At 52.8% G+C, this 248-nt stretch carries 1 protein-coding gene; it reads right to left on the reverse strand.

Annotated features, from left to right (window positions below; translation table 11 throughout):
* Positions 1–12: 12 nt before the first annotated feature.
* Positions 13–248: hypothetical protein (locus AB1471_RS19090; RefSeq protein ID WP_367781029.1), on the reverse strand; the 236-nt coding region annotated here is incomplete at its 5' end.

Below are 248 nucleotides of genomic sequence, written 5' to 3' on the forward strand. Positions count from 1 at the left end.
AAGGAGGAATGATTATGACGTTCCACAGATTGCTTCCCTCCCTTTCCTCCCCCTTCTCCCCCCTTTTTTTTTTTCTCCCTCCCTCCCTCTTCCCCCTTCTCTCCTTCCTCCCTTCCTTCCCCCCTCCTTTTCTTTTCCCCTTCTCCCCTCTCCCTCCTTCTTCCCCCTTTTCCCCCCCCTTTTCTCTCCCCTCTTCCTCTTCTTTTCTTTTCCCTTCTTCTCCCTTTTCTCCCTTCCCCTCTCTTCCT

The sequence above is a fragment of the Jeotgalibacillus marinus genome (assembly GCF_040801915.1).
Lineage (GTDB): Bacteria > Bacillota > Bacilli > Bacillales > Jeotgalibacillaceae > Jeotgalibacillus > Jeotgalibacillus marinus.